Raw genomic sequence first — 25,846 nt, 5'->3', positions numbered from 1 at the left:
GTCCCCTGATCCTGGAGGCGCGACGGGCGAGACATTGGCGATCCGTGAGCGAGATGCCGATATTACCAGAGATCGCCATCCGGTCGGGATCGCGGACGGCGCCGGATCGAGGAATTCGACCCATGCGGCTGCCAGGATCGAGGATGCGGAAGGATCGCAAGTTCCGGCCGGGGACCGAGGCCGGGCAGGGGCTGGGGCTGGAGCCCCGCGTGCTGCTCAGCGCGGCGGGCGCCGCCGCGGCGCGGAGGCAGGCGCAGGCGCTCGCCCGGGCGGATGCGCGGATGACGCCCACGGCGAAGGTCACGGCGGTCTTCAACGCGTTCGCGACCGACTTCGCGGCGACCGAGAAGGGTTACATCAAGGCGATCTCCGAGCAGGCCTCGTCGACGGTCACCCTTTCCACCACGCTGACGCAGCCCTACGCCGCGGGCTCGGCCACGATGGTCGTCGAGGATGCCACCGCGTTCGGGCCCGAGGGCACGTTCTCCGCGCCGGTCGTCGCGGGGGCCAGCATCGGCGGGGTCTCCACTGGGGCCCAGTACGTGCTCACCGGGCGGAGCGGCACGAACACCCTGATCGTCGACATCACCAGCTCGAGCCAGACCTCCCTGCCGGCGGGAGCCGGCCTCTCGGCCACCATCTCCGCCACCAGCACCTCGAGCGCCGCGTCCATCTTCCCCATCTTCATCACCAACCGCACCAACCAGATGGCCACGGAGCTGGTCCGGTATTTCAACAACCTCCCCGCCAAGCTCCCCTACTTCAACGCCCCGCCGCGGACTCCCAACAACCGAGGGGCCATCCAGTCCTTCGTCTACAGCAGCCTGACGGGGAATACCACCAACGGCCTCACCTCGCCGACCGGCAACTACGCCATCGGACTGCAGCAAGCCTTGCTGGCGATCCCGATGCCCGCCACCCCCGGCGGCGACCTGACGGTCTACAACGCCGCCGTGACGAGCGCGGTGCAGCAGGCCTATCTCCAGGTGCTCAACGGGATCAAGCAGATCTACGCGGGCAAGCTCAGGGTCAACATCCCCGCGTCCAACAACCGATTCGGGGCCGACGCGAGCGGCAGCGTGCCTTCGATCTATCTCGATTCCGGATCGTCGGGGGGATCGTCGGGCGGTTCCTCGGGAAGTACGTCGGGCTGACGCCGACGAGGGCGGATCTCAACGGCTCGCCTCGGCGGGCAGCGGTTCGGTCTCGACGCGGATCTCGATGGCGCGATCGCCCGAGGGGAGGATCCGGATCCGCACCCGGCTATCGGGCTCGATCTCGATATCCCGCTCCGCCGCGCTGCCGGAAGAGCCGAGCACGCGGAGCCGGTAGGTTCCCGGGCGTAGCTTGCGCGACCACGGCCGTTCCTTCTCCCCGGGCGTCGTCCAGGTGATGATCCCTTCGTCGACGGGCACGCCGTCCGGCCCGAGCAGCTCACAGACCGGGCCGGCGGAGACCACGGTACGGAGGTCGGTGATCAGTGTCCCCAGGTCCTCCGGAGCGAGGAACGTGCCGGGAGGGTCGAGCGCGGCCAGGGGGGCCTGGAAGTCGTTCCTCACCTGCTCCCGTTCCGACTGGGCACCGTCTCCCGCGTCGAAGAAGATCACATGAATCTGGATTCCCAGGTCCTTGAACCGACTTCGCAGGAACTCCCCGACGTCGAGTCCCGTGCTTGCCTTCAGCCGCGTGTCCGCCCCATCGGTGAGGACCAGCAGCTTGCGCGGGCCGGCCACCGCTTTCAGGTCGGACTCCGCGGCTCGCCACATCGCCTCCGCGAGCGGGGTCTCAAGGGACGGCGAATGGCGATCCAGCGCGGCGAGCAGCCGCTCCGACTCCGAAGATCTCCAGCGCGTGGGCGAGTAGATGCGGGTTATCGTGAGTTCCGGGCGCAATACGACCGGATCGCTCTTGAGCGGTGTGGTTCCCTCCGGCACCTGGCCGAACATCCACACGCTGACCGTGGTCCCCTCCGACACGCCAGTCGCCAGCACCCGGCCGAGAGCCTCCCTGACCTGGCTTGCCCGAGTCCCCTTCCTGTCCCGTTGAATCATGCTCCCGGACCAGTCCAGGACGATCGCCAGCGATCCCGGATCGGCCTTCATCCGATCGATGACCGCGGGCGCGACCTGGACCGCGATCTGGACGGGGGCTGCTGGGAGCAATGGAGGTGGCTCGGGCGACGCGACGAGAACCTCGGTGCTCGGTACGGAAGGCGGTAGGGGGGGCGCCTGATCCCGGGGGCGATTCCTGAACAGCAGCGGCACGCCAGCGAGCAGGAGCACCGCGAGAACCGCCCCGGCCGCGGCGGCCCGGCGGAGCAGGACGGCGGAGCCGGCCCCGGTCCGGGTCGGCATCGGCGCCCGCCACGAGAGGTCCTCGCGTTGCGGACGGTTGCCCTGCTTGAGCGAGCGGTCGGCGGTCCATCCCCGGCGCCCCGTCCCGTGCGGCTTACGTTCGCTCCCCGAGTCGCCCGGACTGGCCAGCCACGACCGCAGGGCGTCGGCCACGTCGCGGGCCGAGGCGTAACGATCGGCCGGCTCCTTGCTCAGGCAACGGCGGCAGATCCGCTCGAGCCCGGGGGGGATGTCGGCGCGTAGCGCGCCCGGGGATCGGACCGGCGCGTCGGAGATGAGCTGCGTGAGGACGTGCGTCAGGGAATCGCCCGCGATCGGCGGCTTGCCCGTCAGGAGCGCGAACAGGATCCCGCCCAGGCCGTAGACGTCGGTACGGGGCGTGATCGGCCCGCGATGGGGATTGGCCTGCTCCGGGCTCATGTAGTGGGGCGTGCCGAGTATGTGGTCGGCCGAGGTCAGCGGCTGGTCGGGATCCGCCTCGTCGAACACCTTGGCCAGGCCGAAGTCCGTGATGTGCGGCTCACCGTCGCCGTCCAGGAGCACGTTGGAGGGCTTCAGGTCGCGATGGACGACCCCCCGGCCGTGGGCGTGCTCGATCGTCTCCGCGATGCCGGCGACGAGCGCCGCGGCGCGTTCGGGCTCCGCGGGCCCGTCCTTGACCAGATCGGCCAGCGTCTTGCCGCCGGGGACCAGGTCCATCACCAGGAAGTAGCAGCCGTCCGCCGCCCGGCCGATGCCGTGCACGCCGACGACCCGCGGGTGGCGGAGGCGGGCGAGGGCGCGGGCCTCGGCCACGAACCGCCGGACTCGCCCCGGAGAGGCCAGCGCGTCGCGATGGATCCGCTTCAGGGCGACGCGACGGCGGAGGCTCTTCTGGAAGGCCGTGTGGACCTCCCCCATGCCACCCTCGCCGAGCAGGCCCTCGAGCTCGAAGTCGGACTCGTCGAGCGGGGCGTCGACCCGGTCGACGGGGCGAGGTCCTGCCGCGTCGGCCTTGACTCCGAGCGAGCTCTCGCCGGAGCCCGTCGCCTCGGTGCTCTCTTGCGGCACGGCCGCCGTGTCCGAGAAGGGATCGGTCGGCGGCAGCCATCCCGGCCCGTCGCCGGGCCAGGTCCCCGCCTCGCAGCGAGCGAGGATCTCGGTCGCGAGCGAGGGGAAGCGGGCGGCGAACGACGCGGGGTCCGTGGCCTCTCCCCGTTCCCGCAGCGCCAGGAACTCGCCGCGGATCAGCTCGAGCAGCAGGGCCTCATCGCCTGCGAGCGACGGATCGGCGTCCAGGTAGTCCTCCACGCGACGCGGGGTGCCGGCCCGCCATCGACGGCGAAGGTCCTGCAGGAGTGCCTCGACCCGCGCCTCCCGGGCGGAGGATCGGGGCTCGGAGCTGCGAGGGGCCGGCGAATCGTCGGGCCTGGGCATGTTCCGGCTCCCCCTCCGCCGGGCCCGGGCCGGCGGCGATCCGCCGCGCGGGACGCGGCCGCTACTTGCCCTTCTGCTGTCGTCCGGACTGCTGTCGGACCTGCTCGGTGGGCTCGGAGCGGGATCCCCCGGCGCCGCCCGAGGTCCCCTTCTTGCCCCGGGCCTTGGCCTTGGGCATCCCCTTCACGGGCGGGCCGGCGGACGCGGAGTCGCCGCCGGTGCCCGCGGTGTCTTTCGGAAGCGCGTCGCTCAGCTTGAACTTGCCGAAGCCGGCCATCATCTGCTCCTTTTCCTTGATTCGAGGAGATCGATCGTAGTTGACGGAACCTCTGGCCTCAAGCCCGGCCCCGGTCGAATGGGCGAGGGGACGAGAACGAGAACGCCTCCCCGGGCCCGTCGACGGGCCGGGGAGGCGTGGTGTGTGACGACGAATCGCGGAGGCTGCTCCGCCCGATCAGACGCCCGAGGCCGCGGTCTCGGCGGCGCCGGAGAGCTCGGACTCCATCTCGCGGAGCTCCTTGCTCTCGGTCTTCGACCGCCAGACGGCCCAGGCGACGCCGGCCAGGCAGAGGACGCCGACGACGTAGAGGACCCAGTAGTAGTCCTTCTGACCCACGGCCAGGATGGTCGGGATGGCCAGCAGGCTGACCATGTTCATGACCTTGATCAGCGGGTTGAGCGCCGGGCCGGCCGTATCCTTGAGCGGGTCGCCGACGGTGTCGCCGGTGACGGCCGCCTTGTGCTTCTCGGAGCCCTTGCCGGAGGTGGCGGTGCGGGGCTCATCCTCGATCAGCTTCTTGGCGTTGTCCCAGGCACCGCCCGCGTTCGACATGAACACGGCCAGGAGCTGGCCGACGATGATCATGCCGGCGAGGAAGCCGCCGAGCGCCTGGGGGCCCAGGAAGATGCCGACCATCACGGGGACCAGGATCGCCAGCAGCGCGGGGCCGATCAGCTCCTGCTGGGCGGACGACGTGCAGATGTTCACGACCCGGCCGTAGTCGGGCTTCTTGGTGCCGGCCCAGATCTCCTTGTCGCGGAACTGGACGCGGCACTCCTTGACGATCAGGAACGCGGCCCGGCCCACGGCGCGGATCAGCATGGAGCTGAACAGGAGCGGCACGACGCCGCCGATCAGGGCGCCGATGAACACCTTGGGATCGGAGATCGAGAGCTTGCCGGCCTCGGCCAGGTAGAGGCTCAGCGGCATGGTGCCGACCTTGCTCTCGCTGCCGACCGCGACGACCGCGATGAAGCTGGAGAAGAGGCTGACCGCGGCGATGACCGCGGAGCCGATGGCGATGCCCTTGGTCTCGGCCTTGGTGGTGTTGCCCACCGCGTCGAGGTCGGCGAGGATCTGGCGGGCCCGCTTGTAGTTGGCCTCGCCCATCTCCTTCTCCTCGTAGCCCATCTCGCCGATGCCGTTGGCGTTGTCGGCCACCGGGCCGAAGACGTCCATCGAGATCGTGTTGCCGGTGAGCGTGAGCATGCCGATGCCGCACATGGCCACGCCGTAGGCGATGAACAGCGGGCTCGACCCGGCGTAGATCACCACCGAGAAGAAGATCGCCGCGGCGATGATCAGGGTGCCCACGACGGCCGACTCGTAGCCGACCGCGAAGCCCTGGATGATGTTCGTCGCGTGGCCGGTCTGGCAGGCCTTGGCCATGCTCTGCACGGGCGGGAACTGGGTGTGGGTGTAGTAGCTCGTGCACTTGTTGAGGGCGATGGCCAGGATGATCCCGATCAGGCACGTGAACGCCGGCCGCAGGTCGAGCCCGCCCCAGACGCCCAGGTTGGACCAGAACGACTGGGTGTCGTCGAGGATCTTGCCCGTGTAGCCGGAGACGAACGTGGCCAGCGGGGTCCCGTTGGCGATCGCCGCGTCGCGGGCCTTCGCGAAGTCGTCGGTGACCTTGAACCCGTAGTTGGCCTGCGGGTAGGCCTTGACGTAGCTGTCGTCGAAGTGGAGGTAGGCCAGCCCCAGGAGCATGAAGCCGACGACGCTGATGATCGAGCCGATGATGAAGCCGCGGTGCACCGAGTGCAGGGCCTCGTCGCTGGTGCTGTCGGCCCCGGCGCGGACGCTGTAGGTGCTGATGATCGAGCCGACGACGCCGATGGCCCGGACCAGGAGCGGGAAGATCACGCCCTTGTGGCCGAAGCTGGCGTAGCCGAGGATCATGGCGGCGACGATCGTCACCTCGTAGCTCTCGAAGATGTCGGCCGCCATGCCGGCACAGTCGCCGACGTTGTCGCCCACGTTGTCGGCGATCGTCGCGGCGTTGCGGGGGTCGTCCTCGGGGATGTTCGCCTCGACCTTGCCGACGAGGTCCGCGCCCACGTCCGCGGCCTTGGTGTAGATGCCGCCGCCGACCCGCATGAACAGGGCCAGCAGGGTGCCGCCGAAGCCGAAGCCGAGGAGCACCTCATACGCCTGCTCGCCGAAGATGATGAAGATCAGGGTGCCGCCCAGCAGCCCCAGGCCGTCGGTCAGCATGCCCGTGATGGTCCCGGTCCGATAGCCGAGCTGGAGGGCGTTGCCGTAGCTCGTGCGGGCGGCCGCCGCCACGCGGAGATTGCCGCGGACGGCCAGGTTCATGCCCACGAAGCCGACCAGCCAGGAGAAGAACGCACCCAGGAAGAAAGCCGCCGCGCGGCCGACCTGGACGGCCCCGCTCACCTCGGCCGTGAAATAGAGGATCGCCGTGATCAGGAAGACCAGGGGCAGGAGCGCCTTGGCCTGCCGCATCAGGTATGCCCACGCCCCCTCGCGGACGGCGTCGGCCACCTCGCGCATCTTGGCCGTACCCTGGTCGGCCCCGATAACCTGGCCGACGAGCATGCCCGCGTAGCCGAGGCCGGCCACCGCGACCAGCAGCGTGAGGATCAGCCCGACCTTCTCCGACAAATCGTACTTGGTCAGGGGGACGAATAGCTCATGGGACTCCTCGTGCGCGGCCGCGACCGGGGCCGCCGGGGCCGGCGCCGCCTTCGTCGCTTCCTGGGCGAACAGATAGGACGGACCCACCAGGACGGCCGACGCGATGGCCGCATAACATAACACTCGCCAGCGTTGCATGATCACTATCTCCAAACTTCCAAGAGTCAGCCAAACTCGGATCGGGATAGAAGGTCTCCATCGGTGGCGTTCGCCATCGAGGCGCGCCACGGGGGCCCGAGCTCACATGCAGGGCCCGTTCGCGAAGTCCTTCCGGCTGGATCCCTTCCGTGGGGGGCGGCGGCACCGTCGCGGTGGCTTCGCCGCTCTTTGCGTCGATCTCGGCTTGTCGCCTCGCCCAGCCATTTTTCCCGATTAGACACCAGGATCCGCCCTCGCGAAAGGGCCTAGGGGGGATTTCTGGACGCGATTCTCCGCCGAGTCCCCCGCGCCGCCGACGCCCCCGCGCGGCCGGGGACGCGGGCCGCCCGGGCCGCCCACGCCGTCGATGCCGCGGGCTCAGAGCCCGCGGGCTGACTTCGGGAAATTCATCACGTCGATATATCGGTATGTCCCGCCGGTGGTCGTCGCCAGGCGGCGGAGCGGCGTCCCGGTCCCCAGGTCGCTCCCGCGGCCGAACTCCACCGCCTGGATCCGCACCCCCGCCGCCAGCGGCAGGATCTTGTCCACCTCGGAGTTGCTCATCATGTCCGCGTCGGTGAGGAAGAAGACGACCTCGGGCTTCAGCCCCAGGGCCGTGCGGAGCGCCAGCATGTGATCGGTCCCGCCGTCGGGGCCGACCGACCGGAGCTGGGCCTCCACCCGCGCCTTGTTGGCGGCCGTCGCCGGCATCATCCCCTGCTGCCCGGACGGGTCCGCCAGGATCCGGACCTTGAGGTTGTAGAAGATGGCCGCGAAGCGAGCGTCCGGCGGCAGCGGGTTGAGGCTATTCATCAGCTCCCGCTTGGCCACGCCCAGCGAGTCCTGGGCCACCATGCTCCCGGAACAGTCGATAACATAGACGAACGAATGTGCGTTGTCGCGGGCCCCGAAGAACTCGGTGCCCGGGCCGACCTCGCGGCCCTCGCCCCCGCCGGACCCCCCGCCCGAGCCGCCGCCGCCGCCCGACCCGGAGCCCGGGATCAGGCCGATGCCGGTCGTCTGCGGGCCGGGCAGGGCACGCTCCAGGTCGCGCGGCGACCGGTCCGGGAGGATCTCGTTGAGGATCGCGTCGGCCGCGGGGTCCGGGCCCGCGCCGCGGGGGTCGGTCCCGGAGGACGGGGCGCGGAATTCCACCGTCCCCAGCCCGCCGATCTCGCCCTCCGACCCGCCGCCGGAGCCCGCGGCATCGCGCCGGTCCGCGCGGGTGTCCGCGGGGCCGATCTCCCCCCGCAGGGTCGCCGGCCGCTCGGCCTCGCGCGGCCGCGTCGCCTGGAGCACCGTCAGCGAGGCGACCGCGACCAGGAGCAGGTGGACCAGGGCCGACGACGCGAGCGAGCGGGGGTCGGTCAGCGGCGTCTCGCCGAAGCCGCCGTGCGCGGGCTCGAAGCCCTGGTCGAGATCGGCGGCCTCGCGCGACCCGCGCCCGCGCCCGGGCTCCTCCCCGGCCCGCGGTCCCTCGTCGGGGCGGAACGAGAATCGGATCTGCATCACGGGATCTTCGCCCCCTCGCCGGCCGCTCATCTCCGGGCCCCCTCGTCCAGGAACCCCGGCACCGCGCCGGCCGCGGCCGCCGGCCGCGGCGGCTCCTTCAGGTGCCGCCACGCGAGCGCGCCGGCCGCCGCCAGGCCGATCGCGGCCCCCGCCGCCCAGGCCGCCGGCGGCAGCGACACCGGCCACGGATTCGCCGGGGCGCTGCCGCCGCCGGCAGGCGCGGGCGGGCCGTCCGCCGCGGGGGGCACGCCGCCCACGATCAGCGGCGCCAGCCGTGGCTCGTCGCCGGCCGCGTATCGAATCGTCTTCAGGTAAATACCTTTAAAATGAATCGGCGTGCCGATGTCTGGAATCGGCCCGGCCTCCTCCGCGGGACTCCCCCTCGCCGGGATCGGGCAGTGGGCGCAGAAGAGGTCCCCGTCGGCCGTGCCCAGCCAGAGCTCCGCCAGCGCGGGGAAGCTGCCGACGGGATCCTGCCGGAAGATCCGCGCGACCCGTCCCCGGACCTCCACCCGGCGGCCCTTCCACGCCTCCGGATGGTCCCAGAGGTCGCGGAACGTGGCGGCCTTCGCGTCACTCCCGTCGCCGCCGTCCGCGAGCGCCGCGCGGTAGGCGGGGAGGTCGGCCAGGCCGATGCGGGTGTCCGGGTCGTCGCGGGCGGCGTCGGGCGGCGACGTCGCCTGTGCGTTCGCGGCGGCCGTCGGCAGGAGCAGGGCCGCGGGCAGGATGAGGCCGCGGGCCATCCGTCGGACGATCGAGCCCGATCCCCTCCATCCGCGGTGGGGGGAGGGGACAGGAAGGCGCGTCTCGCACCGTGGACAATTCCGATCATTCCGGTTCATCTCGGCCCTCCCCGTCCCACGCCCGCGGGCATGGGGGCGCCGGCCTGGGCCAGGCGGATCGAGGAAACCCCGGCCGCGGAGCAGGTCGCGACGATCCTCGCGGCGGGCTCGTAGCGGAGGCGGTCGTCGGCGACCAGGCGGACTCGCAGGGGGCGGCCGCGGAGGAGGGCGGCGTAGCGATGCAGCCGATCGGCCAGGGCCGACAGGTCGGGGAGCGTGGCGTCGCCGAGCCTCAGTGCCTTGAGGTCGCCGAGGTCGTCGGCCTCGGCCCGGATCAGGAGGTCGTTCTCCAGGTCGGCGTCCACCGAGCGGACCGCGCCGGGGCGGGCGCGGCCCTCCGGCGCCGCCGGCAGCGCGGCGGGCGTCGTCGGCAGGTGGAGGTCGATGTGGGTCTCCGCCGACGGGGCCTTGAACGTGAGCACGAAGAAGGCCAGGAGCTGGAAGGCCATGTCGAGCATGGGCGCGACCGGGAACATCACCTCCTCCGGCGGGCCGGGCCGATATCGCCGGCCCGTGCGGGGGTCGGCCGCGGCGACCGGATCGGTCATCGTGCCGATCGGCTCCGGCGTGGACGCGGGCATCTCCGGGCCCAGGCTCATGGCTGCTCCCTCCGGAGGACGACCAGGCTGAACTGGGCGAAGCCTCGCTCCTGCGCCTCGGCCAGGGTGCGGCGGACGGCGCCGTAGGACGCGTCCCGATCGGCCCGCAGGATCACCACGGTCGGCAGCTCATCGCCGCCCAGGCTCGAGGAGGCGGCCTCCGCCGCCGCCCCGCCGCCGCGTTGCAGGAGCTCCAGGCCCGAGCGCCGCGCCCGGGCCTGCTCGTCCCACCAGGCGGCCGTCTCGTCGGCGCCCAGCACGCGGCTCCCCACGCGCAGGCCGCCGCGCCGGTCCATCGCGACGGAGAGCCGATCGATTGTCAGGTCCGAGCCCGGCAAGGCGGCGGGCGCCACCGGCAGCCGGACGGCGCGGTCGGCCCCTTCCAGGCGGGTGCCGAAGTGGACGAGCATCATGAAGAACGTGATCAACTGGAGGACGATGTCCAGCAGCGGCGTCAGGTTCGGGCTGATCATGCCCGCGGATCGCGATCGCCGGGATGACCTCGGCATGGCCGGCCTCCGGGAGCCCAGGGGTTCAGGCGCAACTCGACGCCTTGACGCTCACGACTCTTCCGAAGACGCGGGGGGCAGGGCCGTCCGCGGGTGCCCCGCGCCGGCCGCCGCGGCCAGGGCCGCGCTCGCCGCATAGGGGTGGGGGTGCGACGAGGGCCCGGGCATCGGCACGGGGACGGTGACCGCGGGCTGCGCGGGAGCCTGCGCCGGGGCCGCGTCCTGCGGGCGGATGCCGGGCGCGAATCGCTCCAGCAGCGGCTCGGCGGCCATCGCCACCTCGAGCGAGAGCCGGGAGATCCGGTTGCGGAACATCGAGTAGAAGTAGATGGCCGGGATCGAGATCGCGATCCCCTCGAGGGTCGCGAAGAGCGCCGTAGAGATGCCCGCGGCGAGCTGGCTCGCCTGCGGCGACGAGCCCTCGGTGGCGATGACCCGGAAGGAGAGGATCATGCCGTAGACGGTCCCGACCAGCCCGATCATCGGGCCCAGCGTCCCCACCGTGGCGAGGTACGTGGTCCGATGCTCCATCTCCATCGTGGCGTCCTCGTTGGCCATCTCCATGGCTCGATGCGCCGGGATGATCCCGGCGGGGAGCTTGCGGACGCCGGCCGCCAGCACCCGCCCGAGGAACGACTCGCTGGCATCGGCGCGGTGGTAGGCCTCGCTGTACTTCCGGTCCTCCAGGAGCGCGTCGATCTCGCGGGCGAGGGTCCGCGGGATCGCCACCGAGGTCCGATACCGGAGCGCCATCCAGACCACCAGCGCGATCAGGTAGAACGACATCGCCAGGATCACCAGCCCGATCGGCCCGGACGCCCGGGCCATCCACGAGAGGAACGACTCCCTGGCATCCACGCGCGGCGGGTTCGCGCCGTCGGCCGGGGACGAGGACGAGGACGAGGTCTCGCCATCGTCGCGATGGGCCTCGGACCGGGGCCCGCTGGCCGGGCCGTCCTGCGCCCGGGCCGGGGCGGGAGTCATCGCCAGCGAAAGGCCGAGTAGCCCCGCGCCGCAGGCCAGCGCCAATCGGAGCCAGCCGGCCGCGGCCGCAAACCAGAGCGCTCGTGGCATCCTCACCCGCCGACCTCCCACCGCTTTCCGCACCGGATCGTTCCGCCTCGCCAGGGTTTCGGCTCCTGCCGGCCCGGCCCTCATGCCCCCCCTCAACGTATCCAATTCGCTCCCGCGGGACAACGCAAGGTGTTGGGGGGACCTTCGGGCCGTCGCGAGGGGGCGGCTCCGGCCGGTTGCGGCCGGACGTGACCCCGGCCCGGCTCGATCACCGCTTCTTGAGGGTGATCCCGATGCCGGCGCCGTCCATCAGGACGAACGAGGTGTCGAGCTCGGGACTGGTCGTGATGGCCTGGAGGTAGCGCGGGTTCGGGGCGGGCGTCCGCATGTTGTGGGCGACGATCAGGCCGCCCGGGCGGACGTACGGCAGCAGCTCCTTGAGGTAAGCATCGTACCCGTCCTTCTCGGCGTCGATGAACAGGAGGTCGATCGGCTCCTTGTTCCTCGGCGCCGTCACGTGGGCGTCCCCCTCGACGATGACGACGAGGTCCTCCACGCCGGCCCGCTTGAAGTTCTCTCGGGCGACGGCGATCCGCCCGGCGTCCAGGTCGTGGGTGTAGAGCTTGCCGCCGGTCTTGCGGAGGGCCATGCAGAACCAGAGCCCGGATTCGCCCGTCGAGGTCCCCAGCTCGACCACCCGCTTGGCGCCGATCGACTCGGCGAGCTGGCGGAGCAGGCGCCCGTCGGACGTGGAGACGTTCGCGTACCGTTCGCCGTGTCGGGCCCGGTCGAGGGCCTCGAGGATCCGCTTCTCGCCGTCGTCCTTCGGGACCACAGGGCGGCTCGGATCCTGGGCCATCGCGGCGCACGCCGACAGGGACGCGCCTAGCATCAGAACACCGGCGACCACGGGAATGTTCATCGAATCGGATCCTGCAAGGGGGAGCTTCAGGGGGGGGCCCGCTCGGGGACGTCGTTGGGGATCGGCCCCGTCGGCACGGGGCGGCAGGGCTCGTCCGCGGGGCGAGTTCCAGGGTAAGATCCCTTTCATCGTACCGCCACGGTCCGCGGTCGCCAGGGAGTCGCCCGCGAGGACGCAGGGGCGGGACGTCCCGGGCCCGCGTCCTGCCTCCTCGCCGGCGTGCTGCCGTCGCCCGGGCCGGCGATCGAACCTCATTCCGGAAGGCGTCTTGCATGTCGGTCCCCCTGCGAAACCTCCCCGTGATGCAGAACTGGGATTGCCGGACCTGCGGCGACTGCTGCCGGACGCTCGAGGGGGTGATCACCGACGAGGAGAAGCGGCGGATCGAGGCGTTGATCCCGCCGGGCGATCCCGATTTCGCCCCGGGCCCGTGGTTCGTGCCTCGGGGGCGCAACTCCGGGAAGTGGACGCTGACGCATCGGCCATCCGGGGGCTGCGTCTTCCTGACGGACGAAAACCACTGCCGGATCCAGGAGCGGTTCGGCGCCGAGGCCAAGCCGTTCGTCTGCCGCCTCTTCCCCTTCATCCTCGTCCCCGCGGGCGACCACTGGCGCGTCGGGATCCGCTACTCCTGCCCGTCGGCCGCGGCCAACTTCGGTCGCCCGGTGGTCGATGCCGAGGAGGACCTCGTGGGGCTGTCGCGCCTCCTGGAAGCACACACGGGCCGGTCGGCCGACAGCGCGCCGCCACCGTCGCTCCAGGAGGGCCAGACCCTCTCGTGGCCGGACGTCTGTCGCGTCGTCCAGGTGCTCGTCGAGATCGTCGAGGACCGCCGCGATCCCCTCGAGCGTCGGCTCCGCAAGTGCCTGGCGATGGTCCGGATCGGCGGCCGGACGGAATGGAATAACCTGGGCGGTCACAAGGTGACCAAGTTCTTGCAGGCGGTGCGCAACGCCATGGATGCGGAGGTGCCGCGCGAGCCCGCGGACCTGCCGCCGCCCGACCGCCTGCTCGGCCGCATCCCGTTCCGCACCGTGCTCGCGATCTACGCCCGCAAGGATCCGGACGCCTACGGGGGATTGCGGATCCCGAAGCGGCTGGGCCGCGTGGTCGCGGGCTGGCGATTCCTCCGGGGCCGCGGCAGGGTCCCCCGCGTGAACCCCTTCCTGCCGGACGTCCGCTTCCAGGAGATCGAACGGGAAGGGGGGAAGCTCCCGGAGCTGGAGGAGACCCTGGAGCGCTATTACGCCGTGAAGCTGAACTCGCTCCAGTTCTGCGGGCCGCCCAATTTCGACATGTCCCTCTGGGACGGCCTGGAATCCCTGTTCCTCACGCTGCCGATGATCCTCTGGCTGAGGCGAGCGTTCCGGGACCAACCCCCGGTGGAGGCGCTCGAGCGGGCGATCCAGATCGTCGACAACCATTTCGGGGGCGACCCGATGCTGGGATTCCCCCACGTCCGATACCTGGTCCGTCTCATGGCCGAGCGCGGCGAGATCGAGAAGCTCGTCGCCTGGTACAGCCGGTGATCGGATGGGTACGAGAGGATCCGGCTTGTTCCGCGCTGATGAGGACGGGCGTGGCGACCAACTCCATTCGTCGCGACCGCGCGGCCGCTGCTCGACCGGTTGCTCGAGTAGCTGCTCGATAACGCGTGCAAGTACAGCGAGCCGAACACGCCCATCGTCGCCCGCGTCCGGGCCGAGACCTCCGCCGCGGTCCTGTCTGTGGAGGGCCACGGCTGCGGCATCCCGCAGGCGGACCTGCCCCGCCGCTTCGAGCCCTTCTATCGCTCCGACCTGGCCCGCCGCCTCGGCCTCGCCGAGGTCGGCCTGGGCCTCGCCGTCGCGTGCCGGATCGCCGAGCCCCACGGCGGCACGAGCGCCGCCGAGGCCGTGCCCGATGGCGGCAGCCGATTCCTCGTCCGCCTGCCGAAGGACCCTGCGCCCTCGGCGGCCAGGGTCACCCCCTGCCGGGCTGAGCCGGGTAGACCGACGATCCCCACAGGCTGACCGATCGCACCGGCATTGCTCGACGCAACCCGGTCGACGGGACCGGAGGCAGGATCCCGGCGATCCTCCACAATTCCCTCCGCGTCGAAGAAACCGACCTGCACCTTCGCGGTCGTGTATGAGGTATTGGCTGCGCGAGGCCACACGCGTTGATCCCGGGACGCCCGACGCGGAGGCGACCGACGTGGACGAGCTATACCTCTGCGAACAGGCGAGGTCCGGGGTTCTCGGCCGGACCCATGACGAAGCCGGGCAAGGCCTGTCTCGCCACTCGGTGATGGCCACAGAGTCGCTGATCAGGAAGACCCCTCCTTCGACCCGGTCGACGAGGGAGGTGCGGGCCGCCCAGGAGACTTTGATGTTATCGGTAAAGTCGCAGTATCGGTTCCCGGCACCCTTGACTTCAATCACCGTGATCGCGACGACCTCGCGGAGGTTTATCCCGCCCCATCAATCGAGGTAGCTCCATCTGCGTGTGTTGAAGTCGTAGATTCTCCGCAAGAACCCGAAGACTTCCCACCAGAGAAGGGGCTGTTTGCTGTAGTATTGGAAGCGGCTCCCCGGACCTAGACAATACTTCGCGACTGGAACGGAATTCATATAATTCGGCACGAGTTCATCAAGCTTCTCGGGGAACCTGCCGTGAGCGGCGTGATAGGCCTCGCAAGCCGCCACGATTCGCCGAGCATTCGCCTCGGCGATCTTGAGTTGAACGTCGGTGTTGATCCAAACGAGCCCCAACGTCAGGGCCGGAAGTCCGATCCTCACAAGGGCGAGGCACCAACCGGGACGCTGGATTGCGTTCCTGATGAGACTGACGAGAAACCAGATCGGACAGACGATTATTGACATGAGGTACGATCCAGAGAACGCCACGTCGCAGGCCAATAGGACGGCTGCAGCGACGACGCCCCCTCGAATGTCACGAAAGAAGCCCCTCACACCGGTCCCATTCGCAGCCGTCTCGTTCCGCATCCGCTCAGTCCCCGTGTGACGCGATTGGATCGATGGCCAGGCACCCCGGGGGAGTCATCTGGGCAAGGCGGAGACGATGGCGGGTCGATCCGGTCGGGGCTGTTGCCGGCTGGCCCAACGCTCAACGAGGAACGAGCGAGGCTGACGACGCGAGGGGCCGGAGGGCGCGGAGTGATCTGGGGGATCGACAAGTCGCCTGGCCCATACTCGCCGGCACTTTCTTCCGCCTCCCCAACTTGCTGTCTTGAGTGCGTGGTCACCGATTCCCTGCCGATTCCCGTGGCCACGTTTCCCCGAGAGGCCTGAGTTCTGACATCAGCCGTCCTCGGCAGGCTGCGGTGCCCCCGGGTGGGGGTGTTTCAGCTTCTCCTTGACGTCATCCGGGGCGGCCAGGAGCGACACGATGAAGTGGTGGCGGGTGGCCCTGTTGGGGGCGAACCCAAGCTCGAGGGCCTGCTCCCACCGCTTCACGGCCGTTGCCCAGTCGCCGGCCGCGGCCAACTTCTCGGCCTCCCCGATCAGGGCATGGATCGCCTTCTTCTCCGCTTTCCCGCTGGGGTTCATGGTGGCCTCCGAAGGAAAACCCGGCAAAAGCCATCACGATCATAGCCGATATCGGGATGGGTTGTTGGATTGGCGGGTCTGCCAGGAGGCGTTTGATCGGAGAAACAGGGAGGCCTACTCCATGCGGGGATCGCGTTCTGAGGCCGACCCATGGCCGCGTGAATCGCCATTTTGCCGCGGCCGGCTCCGTCCGGCGATCGGGTGGGCTGTGGCCGATCCGCAGGCTGTTGACTACCTGCGAGCTCCCTGATCGTTTGACCGGGCGGGCCGACCGTCGCCGCCGCAGGCCGGACCCCGCAGGCCATGAGAACTCGCAGGCTGTGAGAACCCGCACGCCGTGAGAACCGGGTGGGGCAGATCCTCATGCGGGTGAGGGAGGGACTGCGACCGAAGGGCTCAGCGGGGCGGGACTGAGCGTATCGGACGTGATCGTGATGTCGAGGTTCTCCGGATCAGGAAGGGCGGCCCGTATCTGATGGGACAGCCCGCTCCTCTCCCACGGCAGGGCTGGCGACGACCACGGCCTGTTTCTTCGGCTTCGGAGGCTCCGACTGCTTCGCGGCACACTGGGGGTGGATGCCCGCCCGTGAGTAGACCTCTTCATGGCAGACCGGGCAGCGCACCCTGGTCGAGACGCGCCTGGGCGGCGTGTGAGAATAGTGGGGGAACATCGAGTTCGCCTTCGCCTTTGAGTGCCTTCATCCCTGGTGCGTGGCGCACGAAGCGGTTCAGCCCGGAAGGGGTCCGCCGAGAGATGATGAGGCCTGAGGAAAGGAGGGAGGAAGCCAGGACGGACTCGCCCTCTGCCCGATTGTCAGGCTCGAGCGGAGTGCCCGCTCAACCATACCGATGAGCGGCGTGTTTGGCGCTGCGCCTGGCTTGGTGCGCAGGGGGGACGTCCTGTCCCAGCGGCTTCCAGCTCAGTTGAAAAAGGGGCTCACCCGAGGCGGGATCGGCCGTGCCGAGGTCGAAGACATCGGTCAGGACGACGAGAACCGAATCGCCACCCTTGACGTATTCGGGCGACTGCCCCGGACGGGCGAAGGAGTGAGCGAACAGCACGCTGTCACCGGCGGTGATCGACTCGCCGTGGGGCAAGGACACGATCGCCCGGCAACTGCGACCACGCTCGACTTCCGAGATCCTCTGTTCGCCCGCAGGGAAGATGTTCATCGGGGTTTCCTCGACGGGTAGGGAGTTCCAAACGACACCGAGCCGGTGTCACACTCGAGTCGCGCGCGGACGTCCGCATAACGTGGAGCGGGCCAGGACACAGGCCGAACGGCGAGGTTCAGGCTGGTCCGGCCCGCGTGAAACATCAAGTTGGCAGGAATCGCGGGCAGGAGCTCCTCAGTCCAGTCTCTCTGGACTCCCGGAAATTGCTCCCTCCCGCGAATCGATCGCCGGTCGCGGTCGGTCAATACCGGTTACCGCCGCCGCCGTAGCCACCGCCGTAGCCGCCGCCGCCGCCGTAGCCACCACCCCCACCGCTGCGACCCCCGCCGCTGCCGGCACGGGCCTCGCGGGGCTTGGCCTCGTTGACGGTGAGGTTACGACCGTCGTGCTCATGGGCATTGAGCCCCTGGATGGCCGCCTGGGCCTGGTCATCCGTGTCCATCTCCACGAACCCGAAGCCCTTCGACCGGTTCGTGTCCCGGTCGACGATGATCTGGGCACTCTGGACGGTCCCGAACGGCGTGAACAACGCCTCCAGGTCGGACTGGTTGACGTTGTAGGTGAGGTTCCCGACGTACAGTTTCTTGGACAAGATCGAACTCCGCAGGAGAAGCGCCGACCCGCATTGGGCTTTCGGGGTCGAGGAGAAAGGTGGGCTCAGGGCGAGCCCGTCAGGAGGGAAAGGCGAGAGAAGTGAGCAAGAACCGGATCGGGTCGAACCAGCGGTGCCACACGGTCGTCAGACCAACCGAGTTCACTATAGCAGTGGATTCAACAAATAGACAGACCTAATCCTGCGATTTTTCCGATTCGGTCGCGCAGGCCGTGGGGGGCAGACCCCGCAGGCGGAAACGGCAATCAAAAGACAGGAGGGAACTTGTCGGCACGGCATCGATGGCCAGGCATCGATGGCCATGGTCAAGCATCGATGGCCAGGCACGTAAGGGGAGTCATCTGGTCAAGGCGGAGGCGATGGCGGGGCGATCCGGTCGGGGCTGTCGCCGGCTCGCCCGACGCTCAACGAGGAACGAGCGGGGCTGACGACGCGAGTGGCCGGCGGGCGCGGAGCGCTCCTGAGCCGGCGGCGGGCCCGGGGGCCTCGGGATGGGATCGGACGATGACCGGGGTGCGAGGTGTCGTGATTCCTACCTCGGCCGGCACTACCGTCCGCCTCCCCAACTCATCTGTCTTGGGTGCGTGGCCACTGATTCCGCGCCATCTCCGCTGAGACTCGCGATCAGGCGGCCGTCATGGCCGGTCGGGGACGTCGCGACGCGGCTCCGCCACCAGCCGGCCCCGGAGCGTGAGCAATTGCACCAGGCCCGCGTTGACCAGCCGCTCGCCGGCGCCGACTTCGGCCTGGGTGGTGTTGCTCGCCCCGTACCCGCCGCGCGCCGCCGACATCAGGTCGGGCAGGTAGCTGGGCCAGGAGTAAGGCCCGTCGCAGCAATAGCCGAACAGGTAAGCGTGCGGCACGCCGGCCTGGCGGCTGAACTCCACCTGGAATCGGTGGAACGGCTCGCCCGGCATCGTCACGATCCCGATGTCGTCGTTGATGAGCAGCGCCGTGGTGCCGAGGGCGACCTCCTCGCCCGGCTTCCAGCGGCTCGCCACCCTCATGGCCTTCGAGCCGACCGTCAGTCGGTCCGACCGGCCCGGCCGGCTCCCCATGCCCTTCAGGACCTCGAGCACCTCGTCGGCCAGCCGACTGCCGACCCGCTCGACGACCTGGAAGTCGCCGCCGCGGTCCTCGCCCCGCGCCATCATCAGCGGGTTGATGTCGCCCCCGCCCCCCTGGATGAAGACGCACACCGCGTCCCCGCCGAGCTTCGCCTCCACGAGTCGCCGCGTGACTCCGGGGTAGTCGGCCGAGAGCTTGCGGTTGTGCGGCCCGAGGACGACGGGGTGGCAAGCGTAGGCGACGAGCACGGCGCGGGTGCGCGCCGCGGCGTCGGTGACGCGGATCACGCCGACGGTCGGGTCGACCGGCCCGTAGGGGATGTGGTCGGGGTTGTCGAAGTGCGTCACGGCCGACTGCCCCTTCGGCACCAGGCGGTTGTAGCCCAGTTGCAGCCTCCCCTCCTCGGCGAGGAAGGAGGCCTCGAACATCCCCTCCTTGGCCCGCCGGATGGCGTCGAGGACGCGTCGCTCCACCGTCCGTCGCCAGGGCTCCTGGGCGCTCGGGAAGTCGTCCTGGTCGAGCTTCGGGCCGGCGTGGGTGTGCGTGTTGAGCAGCAGGAGCCGATCGACGCCGAGCGCGGGCATCTGCTCGTGCAGCCAGGCGGAGTTGAAGATGCAGAGGTCGCACACCGCCAGCGCGACGGTCGATTGCCCCGACGCCAGGACGAGCACCCGCGCCGAGAGCGGGTCGTGGACCCCGTCGGTCGGCCTCGCGTCGGAGTAGCCGGTCGTGAGCCCGCCGATCGGGGGCGTGATGTCGGCCTGCGCCACGCCGACGCGAATCCCCGCGGCCGAGCCGCCCCGCGCCGCGACCAGGCACAGCAGCGCGACTCCCAGCGACGAGACGGCGTTGCGGAGTCGGCGCGGCAGGGGATCTCGATGCCTCATCAGGTTGCTCCAGGAAGGGCCGCCGGACGTCCCGGGCCGGGGCGTCATCGCGGGAGAGGCGGGTACGGACGCCGAGGGAGACAACACGTCCGGCCCAGGCGTCTCACGAGTCCTACCAGGAAGTCCGGACCGACGCAAGCGGCACCCCTGGCCGACGATCCGAGTCCCCCCCGTTCACGCGCCGCGACGTCCCCGCGCCTCAGCCGCTGACCTGGACCTCGATGCCGTCCGGGTCTTCGAAGTAGATCCGATCCGACTCCCGGCGGATCTTCAGCCCGGCGGCCCTGAGCTTCGCCTCGGCCCGATCGACGTCGAAGTCCTTGATGGCGTAGCAGTAATGGTTCAGGCCCGGCTTGTCCCCGCGGAACAGCGTCAGGAAGAAGCCGCCGCCGGAGCCGAGGAAGCAGTTGTCCGCGCCTCCGTCCCGGATGACGTCCAGCCCCAGGTGCTTGATGTACCAGTCCCGGGATCTGGGCACATCACGGACGTTCAAGGCGACGTGATCCAGCCGGGTCGCCCGGAAGGTGCTCTCTCCGCCCTGATCGGCGTGGGCGGTGCCCGGCATGACGGCGAGGACCGCCCCCAGGCCCATCAGCCGGGAGGCAAGCTGGCGGCGGGAAATGTCGCCCCGCTCGAATTGCTCGACGATCTCGTCGGCGAAGTCGGGTCGCATGGTCTGGCTCCGAAGTCAGAGGATCATGAACCTTGGGCGAGGTCGGCCGCGATCGTTCGTCCCCGCCACCACCGGCTCACCTCAACCCCGCAGAGGTCATGCCGGTCGGAAGCCAACCTGGGATTCGAGGGCCAGGAACCGATCCAACTGGACCCAGGCTCGTTTGTCAACATCCCACCCCAACGACGGCACCGGGTCGTGCGCCCCATGAGTGCCTGGTCACGATCCTCGGAACCCGAGTGATGGAGCCCGGGCTCCGGGTGGCCGTGGTGGAACACCACGGGACCGCCTCGTCTCCGGAGCAAAGTCCGTCCGGCGTGACCGCTTGCCTCACCGTGGTGTCGCTGCGCTTCCACCACAGCCACCCCACTGCCGCTTTGTGCCAACTGTCAAACGTCCCACGCCCTGACTCCCAGCAATTTGGGACGGTGCCGCTCGGACCCGAGAATCAAGCATTGCCAAAGCACTACGGGATGATGGACTTGAGGTTGAACCGGACGCCCTTGTGGAAACCGACGCCGGCGGGGGGGCCGGTCGGGCTGCCGGTCAGGTCGGCGATCCGGGTCACGCGGTCGGTCGTCTCGATCAGGCCGCGGTTCCCCTCGGCCGTGGTGTAGAGGAAGGCCCCGTTCGCGTCCTCCACGGTCGTCCTCGACGCCTCGTCGAGGTGGACCAGCAGGTCGCCGACCTCGCGGCCCGTCGGGGGCGTCCCGGCCCCGAGCGTCCGGTCCAGGTTGCGAAGGTCCGACTTGCCGATCTCCCGGACCTCCATGCCGAACTGGCGGAGGGCGTATGTCGTCGCCCCGCTCGGCGTCCGTCGCGTGACGCACATCAGGTCCACGCCGGTGGTCCGGGCCCAGGCGGCGAGGGCCGCGAAGTCGATCCGCGCTTCATCCCTGGGGATGTGGTCGGGCCATCGGGGTTCCGCCCCGGTGTCCAGGTCGTAGAAGTAAACGGCGTGGCCGCCTCCCTCGTTCGGGGGGGACAGGACCTGGCCGATCACGCCATCGCCCAGGCGGGCACCCGCCTTCAACGGGGACGATCCTCGAGCCGGGGCGTCGTCTTCCGGCTCGAGGCCGACGCTCAGGTACGCGGGGTCCTCGACGCGCTCTCGCCCGTGCGTCTCCCACCAGGACGCCCAGCGCCTGGCTTGCCGTGAGAAGAGCCGGCGCTGGATCGCTTGCCGACCCGGATCCTCGCTGCGGCTGAGCATCATCAGCTCGCCGTCGCCGAACTCCTGGCCCGTCAGCTTCCGGAGCGCGGCGATCACCTCGCGATAGGCCCGCCCGAAGTCGAAGTAACGGCCGCCGGACTTCCCCGGATTCAGGTCATGTTCATGCATGAACTCGGCCACCCGGGGATCCTCGACAATCAGGCCGTAGTCGCTGGCGGAGGGGAGGAGCGTCCGGGGGATCGCCCGGACCAGTGCCGGCACGGCGCGCGGGTCGCCGATGGCCCGGAGTGCGAACGCCAGTCGCCTGATCGCCTTGTCCTCGACCGTGCGGTCCAGCTCCTCGCAGAGCCTCGGCACGGCGGGACGGCCGACGGCGACCAGCTCGCGCATCAGGGCGCACCAGGATTCCGTCTCGTCCACGGTGCGGGCGAGTTTGCGGAACGCCCCGAGGATGCGGTCGACCCGGGCTTTCGGCTCGGCGGGGAGCTCCGCGACGGCGTCGCGGGCCGCCTTCATCTCCTCCGCGGGGGTGGGCTTCCTCGTCACGAGCATGTCGTAGGAGGTGGTCTCGCCTTCCTTCACCACGACCGGGGGCTGTTTGGTGGTGTCCCATCCCATCCGGTCGCCCTGGAGGTTGATGAAATACGGGAAGTTGTCCCCCGGGGCTGCGCGGAGGGTGAAGCGGCCCTCGGCGTCGACGATCGCCGCCCGATGGGGCGAGATCACCTTCCCCAGTGGCCGGGCCGGGCCGAAGAGGCCGAGGGCGATCGGGGCGCCCCGCTCGGTGACGGCGATCGGCTTCCGCGTCGAGGCGTCGACGACCCTCCCCGTGATGAGCCCCCCCGGGACGAGCCGGAACGGCGGGAGCACCCGCGCCTGGCCGACGGGGCAATCCTGGTCCACGATGGCGACGGCGACGTGGTCCCCGGCCTCGACCCGGAAGGTGTAGCGATCCTCGATGAGGGTCATCGAGAACCGGCCGTCGGCGCCGGTCGAGCTCCTGATCTCGTCGAATTCACCCAGCCGCTCGGCCGTCACGACGACCCCCGCCGCGGGGCTTCCCGTCGCGCCGTCGGTCACGGAACCCGTGATCCGGCAGCCGTCCGGAAGGGTGATGACGGTGTCCGCGGGCGGGTTGCCGATCGGTGACGTCGTCGACGGGTGGGCCGGGTGGAAGATCCGGACGGTCTCGAGCACGCCCTTCGGCAGCCCGTCGATCGCGAACCGGCCGTCGGGCCCGGTCTCGGACGCATGCAGCGCCGTGAACGGCCGGTCTCCGAGCATCCAGGCCGCCACGATGGCCCCGGCGACGGGCCTGCCGCCCGAGTCTCGGACCGCGCCCGTGAACCTGACGGCCTCCCTGCCGACGTGGACGTCGACTTCCCTGTTCAATTCCGGGTACCAGAGGCCGCCGGATTCGATCGGCCGGCCGTCGATCTCGGCGAAGACGATGTAATCCAGCGGGTCGTCCGGATCCGCCGGCCGGGGCGGCTCCAGGCCCGGGAACGCGTATCGACCGTCGGCGTCGGACGTGGTCGAGGCGATCTCTCGGATCGGCTCGCTCACCGTCCGGCCCTGGAGCAGGATGGCACGTGACCGCCCCCGGAACAGCCGGACGCGTGCCCCCTCGATCGGCGTCCGGTCCTGACGATCCAGGATCCGCCCGCGGAGCGTCGCGGGAGTCGCCTTCGCGGGCTCCTCCACTACCGGCTCTCCGGTCGAGCCTGGGACGAGTGCGGCCGGCTCCCGGGCTTCGGTCGCCGTCCGGGCGTCGAGATTGGCCGCGGCCGTCACGACCCCCGCGGCCGTGAGGACGGCCGCGACGAGCTTCATCGCGTTCATCGGCTGGTTCCTCCTCGCGGACTCCATCAGCGCGGCGACGGCACCGGCCGCCGCCCCTCGTCCCGCGGCGAGCCGCGCGGCGGCGCGGGCCGTCGAGGCCAGCAGGCCGGCCGGCACTTCGTGGTTCGCTTCGGGGAACGGGCCCGCGGGGGCGAGCCCGGTGGTCGCCAGGAGGCCGCGGCGGCCCAGGCTTTCGCGAAGCCGATCGCGGGCGCGGGACAGGCGGCTCTTGACCGTCCCGACCGGCCGACGGATCATCGCCGCGGCCTGTTCGTGGGTCCTCCCCTCGAGGTCGCAGAGGATCAGCGGCGTCCGATATCGCTCGGGCAGCCGCGCCAGCTCCTCATCGAGGACGGCTCGCCGCTCGGCCGTCTCGGCGGAATCGGCCGGGGCCGGCGGCTCGTCCCCTCGCCGGCCGTCGACCCCGCGACCCTCGAACTCCCGGCGCCGCCGTGCGTCGACGCGGGCCCGAGTCGCCACGCGATGCGCCACCCGATGCAGCCAGACGCCCAGGACATCGCGGTCGCGGAGGGCCTGAGCCCTCTCGACCAGGATGAGGAACGTGGCCTGGAACGCGTCGTCCACGTCGCTCGGATCGGCCAGCCGGCGGCGGCAGACGCCCAGGACCATCGGCCCGTGGCTCCGCAGGATCGCCTCGAAAGCGGCCTCGTCCCCGTAATCCAGGAAGCGCCCCAGGAGCTGAGCATCGCTCAGCCCCGCCACGCTCCCGCCCGAGAACAGCGCCTCGACGTCCGCAAGATTGGCGTTTCGATGTCCGTGTGCCACGGCCCGAGAATCCTCCGATTGGCGATCTCGAAGAGGATAGAGGAACGGGACGCCTCGATCGTTCCAATTATTTCCGGGAACACGCGTGCCGCGGGGTCAGCCAGGGCGGCATCATCCCAAACGCGGAAGCCACGGATTGACAGTCCTGCGCGAGCTTTCCGGACGGGTGACCATCCGCGTGAGCGGGTGGTTCGGACGGGGCGTAGCCCACCAGCCTCCGGCGTAAGCCGGACCGCCTTCGAGCGAGCGACGGCCTGCCCCGCGGATCGCACTGACGTGCGAGGCTGGAGGCTTCGCCCGTCCTAACCACGATCTGACGATCGTGGTCACCCAGGCTTGCAGGGCCATGCCGGCTGTCAACCCTTGGGGCCGAACTCTCACCGTCTCGGAACGATGCCGCACGCGCCGATCCGGGGCCGGCCCGGAGGATTCGGATGGCAGGACGGCAATCCCGTGATACAATCTGCACTTCGTCAATCATGCCCTTCTGAGTGCACTCGCACCCCAGTCGTCTCAAATCCGTGCGTAAGAGGAAGGCCAATGGCCATCACCGTCACCTGCGGTCGATGCAAGAAGGCGCTCCAGATCCCGGGGCGCTTCGCCGGCAGGCGCGTCCAGTGCAAGAGTTGCGGGGAGCGATTGGTGGTTCCCGCCGAGGCCCAGGACACGGCGCCTTCCGTCGTCGACGCTTACGAGCTGGTCGAGCCGGCCGCCCAGGCGGCGACCGAGCCGCCGCCGCCGCCGCCGCTGCCGCCGATAACGGACCGAGGTGTCTCCAGCAGGGGCCCTGCCCGGAGCGTGTCGAACCGTTCGAAATCCGACGGAGGGATTCGGTGGGGGAAAACCCTGGGGATCGGGGTGGGGATCTGCGCGATGGTGGCGGTCTCGGCACTCGTCCTGTGGCCGGCCTTCAAGGCGGCTCGGCGAAAGGCAATCGAGAACGTCCAGAGGAGCAAGTCTCAGGGCGTCGGGCGTGCGAACCCGCCGGCCGCTCCCGGGAAGGTCATGTCGCCCCAGCCCGACGGCCTGCCGCCGCGCGAGGCCGATCCCGAACTTGAGCAGGTGGAGAGCTTCGTCCGCGACCTCTTCCTGACGGCGACCCGGCTGAGGCAGCTCATCGAGCCCGTCAAGACCCTCGCCGAGGCCCAACGGATCGCGCCCGAGGTCGCACGCCTCGGCGCGATCCTGAGCAGTGCCGAGCAGAGGCAGGGCGCCCTCCCAAAGCTGGCACCCGAACAGGAGCGTCGGATTGACGAGAAGTACAAGGTCCTGGTGACGGGGGCGCTGGACGCCGCCATGAAGGAAGTGGGGCGGTATGAGTCGCTTGCGAAGGCGCCGGCGGCCCCCGTCGGGGCAGGGACGGCGGGGCATCCCGCGACCGCGGCGACCTCGTCGCAGCCGGAGATGGTCCCGCCGGGGGAGGACGAACTCCTGATCGTCGCCGCGGGCATCTCGGGCGAAGCCGAGCTGAATGAGCTGACGAAGCAACTCTCGCGGAGGACGCACGAGCTGCACCCCGGCTCCTCATCCGTCTCTGGCCATCTAAGGTCGGATGGACGCTGGGCCTTTCGTGTCGGCAATTCGGGGAATCCGGTCACGTTCGCGAGCGGCCTCAATGTCGGCGAAATCTCCCGGATCGAGGGTCGGACGATCGAGGTACACGTCCGTCCGGTCGTCGCGAAGGGTCCCCCGCCCGTGCCCGATCACTTCCTCTTCCGCCCGCGGATCCAAACCAAGGCGGGCCTGGTCCGAGGCGGCACCGTCTTCGCCGCCAGGGTACCCGACGAGCTGCGTCCGGTCCTCTTCACCGCCCTCCACGTCTTCGG

General features: G+C 70.2%; 19 protein-coding genes and 1 pseudogene. 4 read left to right on the top strand and 16 right to left on the bottom strand.

Going from position 1 to position 25,846, the window contains the following annotated elements; translation table 11 throughout:
* Positions 1 to 122: 122 nt before the first annotated feature.
* Positions 123 to 1,154 (top strand): LEPR-XLL domain-containing protein, encoded by a 1,032-nt coding sequence (locus tag G6O54_RS18180; RefSeq protein ID WP_165227081.1) that lies wholly within the window; start codon positions 123 to 125, stop codon positions 1,152 to 1,154.
* Positions 1,155 to 1,172: 18 nt separating this feature from the next.
* Here G6O54_RS18180 and G6O54_RS18175 read toward each other — a convergent pair whose 3' ends face one another.
* The 9 genes from G6O54_RS18175 to G6O54_RS18135 form a co-directional block, all read right to left on the bottom strand.
* Positions 1,173 to 3,770 (bottom strand): protein kinase domain-containing protein, encoded by a 2,598-nt coding sequence (locus G6O54_RS18175; RefSeq protein WP_165227080.1) that lies wholly within the window; start codon positions 3,768 to 3,770, stop codon positions 1,173 to 1,175.
* Between the two features lie 61 nt (positions 3,771 to 3,831).
* Positions 3,832 to 4,050, bottom strand: coding sequence for a hypothetical protein (locus G6O54_RS18170; RefSeq protein WP_165227079.1), 219 nt, complete (start codon positions 4,048 to 4,050; stop codon positions 3,832 to 3,834).
* 174 nt (positions 4,051 to 4,224) lie between these two features.
* Positions 4,225 to 6,852, bottom strand: a complete 2,628-nt coding sequence (locus G6O54_RS18165; RefSeq protein WP_165227078.1) for a proton/sodium-translocating pyrophosphatase — start codon at positions 6,850 to 6,852, stop codon at positions 4,225 to 4,227.
* A 378-nt stretch (positions 6,853 to 7,230) separates the two neighbouring features.
* Positions 7,231 to 8,394, bottom strand: coding sequence for a vWA domain-containing protein (locus G6O54_RS18160; protein ID WP_250846958.1), 1,164 nt, complete (start codon positions 8,392 to 8,394; stop codon positions 7,231 to 7,233).
* A complete protein-coding gene (locus G6O54_RS18155; RefSeq protein WP_165227077.1) occupies positions 8,391 to 9,107 on the bottom strand; it encodes a hypothetical protein in 717 nt (238 codons plus the stop codon). The genes G6O54_RS18160 and G6O54_RS18155 overlap by 4 nt, the downstream gene beginning before the upstream one ends.
* Positions 9,108 to 9,202: 95 nt before the next feature.
* Positions 9,203 to 9,805: an ExbD/TolR family protein gene (locus tag G6O54_RS18150; protein ID WP_250846957.1), complete on the bottom strand. Its 603-nt coding sequence runs from the start codon at positions 9,803 to 9,805 to the stop codon at positions 9,203 to 9,205.
* Entirely contained in the window at positions 9,802 to 10,314 is a 513-nt protein-coding gene (locus G6O54_RS18145) for an ExbD/TolR family protein (RefSeq protein ID WP_250846956.1), read from the bottom strand. The genes G6O54_RS18150 and G6O54_RS18145 overlap by 4 nt, the downstream gene beginning before the upstream one ends.
* Positions 10,315 to 10,365: 51 nt before the next feature.
* Entirely contained in the window at positions 10,366 to 11,388 is a 1,023-nt protein-coding gene (locus G6O54_RS18140; RefSeq protein ID WP_250846963.1) for a MotA/TolQ/ExbB proton channel family protein, read from the bottom strand.
* A 208-nt stretch (positions 11,389 to 11,596) separates the two neighbouring features.
* Positions 11,597 to 12,250 (bottom strand): O-methyltransferase, encoded by a 654-nt coding sequence (locus G6O54_RS18135; protein ID WP_165227076.1) that lies wholly within the window; start codon positions 12,248 to 12,250, stop codon positions 11,597 to 11,599.
* Between the two features lie 272 nt (positions 12,251 to 12,522).
* On the opposite strand from G6O54_RS18135, the gene G6O54_RS18130 reads away from it, so the two are divergent.
* Both G6O54_RS18130 and G6O54_RS18125 read left to right on the top strand, forming a co-directional pair.
* Positions 12,523 to 13,779: a YkgJ family cysteine cluster protein gene (locus tag G6O54_RS18130; RefSeq protein ID WP_165227075.1), complete on the top strand. Its 1,257-nt coding sequence runs from the start codon at positions 12,523 to 12,525 to the stop codon at positions 13,777 to 13,779.
* Positions 13,780 to 13,890: 111 nt separating this feature from the next.
* The gene (locus G6O54_RS18125; protein ID WP_165227123.1) at positions 13,891 to 14,262 is read left to right on the top strand and encodes a sensor histidine kinase; all 372 of its coding nucleotides are present in this window, start codon (positions 13,891 to 13,893) and stop codon (positions 14,260 to 14,262) included.
* A 450-nt stretch (positions 14,263 to 14,712) separates the two neighbouring features.
* On the opposite strand, the gene G6O54_RS18120 is transcribed toward G6O54_RS18125, so the two are convergent.
* The 7 genes from G6O54_RS18120 to G6O54_RS18090 form a co-directional block, all read right to left on the bottom strand.
* Complete coding sequence (locus G6O54_RS18120; protein WP_165227074.1) at positions 14,713 to 15,237, bottom strand: hypothetical protein; 525 nt, start codon at positions 15,235 to 15,237, stop codon at positions 14,713 to 14,715.
* 315 nt (positions 15,238 to 15,552) lie between these two features.
* Positions 15,553 to 15,801, bottom strand: coding sequence for a hypothetical protein (locus G6O54_RS18115; protein WP_165227073.1), 249 nt, complete (start codon positions 15,799 to 15,801; stop codon positions 15,553 to 15,555).
* Positions 15,802 to 16,638: 837 nt separating this feature from the next.
* Entirely contained in the window at positions 16,639 to 16,974 is a 336-nt protein-coding gene (locus G6O54_RS18110; protein ID WP_165227072.1) for a hypothetical protein, read from the bottom strand.
* A gap of 244 nt (positions 16,975 to 17,218) precedes the next feature.
* Positions 17,219 to 17,569, bottom strand: coding sequence for an RNA-binding regulator (rbp, locus tag G6O54_RS18105; RefSeq protein ID WP_165227071.1), 351 nt, complete (start codon positions 17,567 to 17,569; stop codon positions 17,219 to 17,221).
* A gap of 656 nt (positions 17,570 to 18,225) precedes the next feature.
* Complete coding sequence (locus tag G6O54_RS18100) at positions 18,226 to 19,545, bottom strand: neutral/alkaline non-lysosomal ceramidase N-terminal domain-containing protein (RefSeq protein ID WP_165227070.1); 1,320 nt, start codon at positions 19,543 to 19,545, stop codon at positions 18,226 to 18,228.
* A gap of 199 nt (positions 19,546 to 19,744) precedes the next feature.
* Complete coding sequence (locus G6O54_RS18095; protein WP_165227069.1) at positions 19,745 to 20,218, bottom strand: VOC family protein; 474 nt, start codon at positions 20,216 to 20,218, stop codon at positions 19,745 to 19,747.
* Between the two features lie 466 nt (positions 20,219 to 20,684).
* Positions 20,685 to 24,020: a sigma-70 family RNA polymerase sigma factor gene (locus G6O54_RS18090; protein ID WP_165227068.1), complete on the bottom strand. Its 3,336-nt coding sequence runs from the start codon at positions 24,018 to 24,020 to the stop codon at positions 20,685 to 20,687.
* 540 nt (positions 24,021 to 24,560) lie between these two features.
* On the opposite strand from G6O54_RS18090, the pseudogene G6O54_RS18085 reads away from it, so the two are divergent.
* Positions 24,561 to 25,846: pseudogene (locus G6O54_RS18085) on the top strand (hypothetical protein); the annotation flags it as partial.

Source organism: Aquisphaera insulae (assembly GCF_011064615.1).
In the GTDB taxonomy this organism is placed as follows: domain Bacteria; phylum Planctomycetota; class Planctomycetia; order Isosphaerales; family Isosphaeraceae; genus Aquisphaera; species Aquisphaera insulae.
This window is presented reverse-complemented; position numbering and strand designations above follow the sequence as displayed.

What these genes read in the sequence shown, in the direction of transcription:
- G6O54_RS18180 (WP_165227081.1), top strand. Translation starts at nt 123, where the DNA reads ATGCGGCTGCCAGGATCGAGGATGCGGAAGGATCGCAAGTTCCGGCCG.
- G6O54_RS18095 (WP_165227069.1), bottom strand. Translation starts at nt 20,218, where the DNA reads ATGCGACCCGACTTCGCCGACGAGATCGTCGAGCAATTCGAGCGGGGC.
- G6O54_RS18115 (WP_165227073.1), bottom strand. Translation starts at nt 15,801, where the DNA reads ATGAACCCCAGCGGGAAAGCGGAGAAGAAGGCGATCCATGCCCTGATC.
- G6O54_RS18155 (WP_165227077.1), bottom strand. Translation starts at nt 9,107, where the DNA reads ATGGCCCGCGGCCTCATCCTGCCCGCGGCCCTGCTCCTGCCGACGGCC.
- G6O54_RS18120 (WP_165227074.1), bottom strand. Translation starts at nt 15,237, where the DNA reads ATGCGGAACGAGACGGCTGCGAATGGGACCGGTGTGAGGGGCTTCTTT.
- G6O54_RS18165 (WP_165227078.1), bottom strand. Translation starts at nt 6,852, where the DNA reads ATGCAACGCTGGCGAGTGTTATGTTATGCGGCCATCGCGTCGGCCGTC.
- G6O54_RS18100 (WP_165227070.1), bottom strand. Translation starts at nt 19,545, where the DNA reads ATGAGGCATCGAGATCCCCTGCCGCGCCGACTCCGCAACGCCGTCTCG.
- G6O54_RS18135 (WP_165227076.1), bottom strand. Translation starts at nt 12,250, where the DNA reads ATGAACATTCCCGTGGTCGCCGGTGTTCTGATGCTAGGCGCGTCCCTG.
- G6O54_RS18170 (WP_165227079.1), bottom strand. Translation starts at nt 4,050, where the DNA reads ATGATGGCCGGCTTCGGCAAGTTCAAGCTGAGCGACGCGCTTCCGAAA.
- G6O54_RS18110 (WP_165227072.1), bottom strand. Translation starts at nt 16,974, where the DNA reads ATGAACATCTTCCCTGCGGGCGAACAGAGGATCTCGGAAGTCGAGCGT.
- G6O54_RS18150 (WP_250846957.1), bottom strand. Translation starts at nt 9,805, where the DNA reads ATGAGCCTGGGCCCGGAGATGCCCGCGTCCACGCCGGAGCCGATCGGC.
- G6O54_RS18160 (WP_250846958.1), bottom strand. Translation starts at nt 8,394, where the DNA reads ATGAGCGGCCGGCGAGGGGGCGAAGATCCCGTGATGCAGATCCGATTC.
- G6O54_RS18175 (WP_165227080.1), bottom strand. Translation starts at nt 3,770, where the DNA reads ATGCCCAGGCCCGACGATTCGCCGGCCCCTCGCAGCTCCGAGCCCCGA.
- G6O54_RS18145 (WP_250846956.1), bottom strand. Translation starts at nt 10,314, where the DNA reads ATGCCGAGGTCATCCCGGCGATCGCGATCCGCGGGCATGATCAGCCCG.
- G6O54_RS18140 (WP_250846963.1), bottom strand. Translation starts at nt 11,388, where the DNA reads ATGCCACGAGCGCTCTGGTTTGCGGCCGCGGCCGGCTGGCTCCGATTG.
- G6O54_RS18130 (WP_165227075.1), top strand. Translation starts at nt 12,523, where the DNA reads ATGTCGGTCCCCCTGCGAAACCTCCCCGTGATGCAGAACTGGGATTGC.